Annotated in this window: 2 rRNA genes; both read left to right on the top strand. The window is 56.7% G+C overall.

Annotation, left to right across the window (positions count from 1 at the left end):
* Positions 1-55: 55 nt before the first annotated feature.
* Positions 56-3,180, top strand: a 23S ribosomal RNA gene (locus tag IH26_RS0152115).
* Positions 3,181-3,276: 96 nt separating this feature from the next.
* Positions 3,277-3,393, top strand: a 5S ribosomal RNA gene (gene rrf / locus IH26_RS0152110).
* The last annotated feature ends 5 nt before the right edge of the window (positions 3,394-3,398 follow it).

The following is a 3,398-nucleotide window of genomic DNA, read 5'->3' as shown; positions in this document are numbered from 1 at the left end:
TGGGTTGGTCGTTGGTTGAGAATTGCACAGTGGACGCGAGCATCTTGTTTTCTGTGGTTAAGTTGTCAAGGGCGGACGGTGGATGCCTTGGCACCAGGAGCCGATGAAGGACGTGGGAGGCCGCGATAGGCCTGGGGGAGCTGTCAACCTAGCTGTGATCCCAGGGTGTCCGAATGGGGGAACCTGGCACGAGTCATGTCGTGTCATCTTCAGCTGAATACATAGGCTGGTAGAGGGGAACGCGGGGAAGTGAAACATCTCAGTACCCGTAGGAAGAGAAAACAACAGTGATTCCGTGAGTAGTGGCGAGCGAAAGCGGATCGAGCCTAAACCTTGTGCGTGTGATACCTGTCAGGGGTTACGCATGGGGGGTTGTGGGACTCTTTTTGATCGTTCTGACAGACGGTCGCAGAGTTATAAAGCCTTATGTTAGTCGAACGACGTGGGAAAGTCGGCCGTAGACGGTGAGAGCCCGGTAGACGAAAATGTATGGCCTCTGGAGAGAGCACCCGAGTAGCAGCGGACTCCTAGAATCTGCTGTGAATCTGCCAGGACCACCTGGTAAGGCTGAATACTTCCTGGTGACCGATAGCGGACGAGTACCGTGAGGGAATGGTGAAAAGTACCCCGGGAGGGGAGTGAAATAGTACCTGAAACCGTTCGCCTACAATCCGTCAGAGCCTTGTGCAGGTAGTGCTGTGGGGTGATGGCGTGCCTTTTGAAGAATGAGCCTGCGAGTTAGTGGCATGTGGCGAGGTTAACCCGTGTGGGGTAGCCGTAGCGAAAGCGAGTCTGAAGAGGGCGTTTTAGTCGCGTGTTCTAGACCCGAAGCGGGGTGATCTAGCCATGGGCAGGTTGAAGCGTGGGTAAGACTGCGTGGAGGACCGAACCCACCAACGTTGAAAAGTTGGGGGATGACCTGTGGTTAGGGGTGAAAGGCCAATCAAACTCCGTGATAGCTGGTTCTCCCCGAAATGCATTTAGGTGCAGCGTCGTGTGTTTCTTGCCGGAGGTAGAGCACTGGATGGTCTAGGGGGCCTACAAGCTTACCGAAATCAGCCAAACTCCGAATGCCGGTAAGTGAGAGCGCGGCAGTGAGACTGCGGGGGATAAGCTTCGTAGTCGAGAGGGAAACAGCCCAGATCACCAGCTAAGGCCCCTAAGCGTGTGCTAAGTGGAAAAGGATGTGGGATCGCATGGACAACCAGGAGGTTGGCTTAGAAGCAGCCATCCTTTAAAGAGTGCGTAATAGCTCACTGGTCAAGTGGTTCCGCGCCGACAATGTAGCGGGGCTCAAGCACACCGCCGAAGCTGTGGCACTCACGCAAGTACTCGGTGATATCACTTTGATGGTGTCATCCAGGTGTGTGGGTGGGTAGGGGAGCGTCGTGTGGCGAGTGAAGCGGCGGGGTGACCCAGCCGTGGACGCCACACGAGTGAGAATGCAGGCATGAGTAGCGAATGAAGAGTGGGAAACTCTTCCGCCGGATGACCAAGGGTTCCAGGGCCAGGCTAATCCGCCCTGGGTGAGTCGGGGCCTAAGGCGAGGCCGAGAGGCGTAGTCGATGGACAACGGGTTGATATTCCCGTACCCGCGTAGGAACGCCCAAGACGAACCTCGTCATGCTAACCGCCCAATCCGATGGAGGCCTTCGGGTCGATAGAGGGGAGCGCGGGATCCTGGTGGGTAGTAGTTTAGTGATGGGGTGACGCAGGAAGGTAGCTGGTCCCAGGCGGTGGTTGTCCTGGGGTAAGCGTGTAGGCCCGTGTGTAGGCAAATCCGCACACGATTGAGGCTGAGACGTGATGCCGAGCCGTATCAGGTGAAGTCAGTGATCCTATGCTGCCGAGAAAAGCCTCTAGCGATGTTCCGAGCGGCCCGTACCCGAAACCGACACAGGTGGTCAGGTAGAGAATACCGAGGCGACGGGCGAACTGTGGTTAAGGAACTCGGCAAATTGCCCCCGTAACTTAGGGAGAAGGGGGGCCGGACCCGTGAAGCCACGTGCTGGTGGAGCGGGGTATGGCCGCAGAGAGCAGGGGGAAGCGACTGTTTACTAAAAACACAGGTCCATGCGAAGTCGTAAGACGATGTATATGGACTGACGCCTGCCCGGTGCTGGAACGTTAAGGGGACCTATTAGCCTTACGGCGAAGTGGAGAACTTAAGCGCCAGTAAACGGCGGTGGTAACTATAACCATCCTAAGGTAGCGAAATTCCTTGTCGGGTAAGTTCCGACCTGCACGAATGGCGTAACGACTTCCCCACTGTCTCAACCACAGGCCCGGCGAAATTGCAGTACGAGTAAAGATGCTCGTTACGCGCGGCAGGACGGAAAGACCCCGGGACCTTTACTATAGCTTGACATTGGTATCCGAATTTAATTGTGTAGGATAGGTGGGAGCCGGTGAAGCTGTCACGCCAGTGATGGTGGAGGCATTGTTGAAATACCACTCTGTTGGGTTTGGGTATCTAACTTGCGGCCCTGATCGGGTCGAGGGACAGTGTCTGGTGGGTAGTTTAACTGGGGCGGTTGCCTCCTAAAGGGTAACGGAGGCGCCCAAAGGTTCCCTCAGCCTGGTTGGCAATCAGGTGTTGAGTGTAAGTGCACAAGGGAGCTTGACTGTGAGACTGACGGGTCGAGCAGGGACGAAAGTCGGGACTAGTGATCCGGCACTTGCGTGTGGAAGCGGTGTCGCTCAACGGATAAAAGGTACCCCGGGGATAACAGGCTGATCTTCCCCAAGAGTCCATATCGACGGGATGGTTTGGCACCTCGATGTCGGCTCGTCGCATCCTGGGGCTGTAGCAGGTCCCAAGGGTTGGGCTGTTCGCCCATTAAAGCGGTACGCGAGCTGGGTTTAGAACGTCGTGAGACAGTTCGGTCCCTATCCGCCGTGCGCGTTGGATACTTGAGAAGGGCTGTCCCTAGTACGAGAGGACCGGGACGGACGAACCTCTGGTGTGCCAGTTGTCCCGCCAGGGGCACGGCTGGTTGGCTACGTTCGGAAGGGATAACCGCTGAAAGCATCTAAGCGGGAAGCTCGCTTCGAGATGAGGTATCCCACCCCCACCGAGGGGGTAAGGCTCCCAGCCAGACGACTGGGTTGATAGGCCGGAGATGTAAGCCAGGTAACTGGTTCAGTCGACCGGTACTAATAAGCCGAGGGCTTAACCACCCGATACTTGTGCTACGCGTCCACTGTGTGATTCACAGCAAACGAACAACCACCGCGAGGTTCATCGCGAGTTGTTTCGTGGTTGCTGATAGCTGTTTCGGTGGTCATAGCGGAGGGGAAACGCCCGGTCTCATTCCGAACCCGGAAGCTAAGCCCTCCAGCGCCGATGGTACTGCACTCGGGAGGGTGTGGGAGAGTAGGACGCCGCCGGACTCAAC

This window comes from Actinoplanes subtropicus (assembly GCF_000721705.1).
Lineage (GTDB): Bacteria > Actinomycetota > Actinomycetes > Mycobacteriales > Micromonosporaceae > Actinoplanes > Actinoplanes subtropicus.
This window is presented reverse-complemented; position numbering and strand designations above follow the sequence as displayed.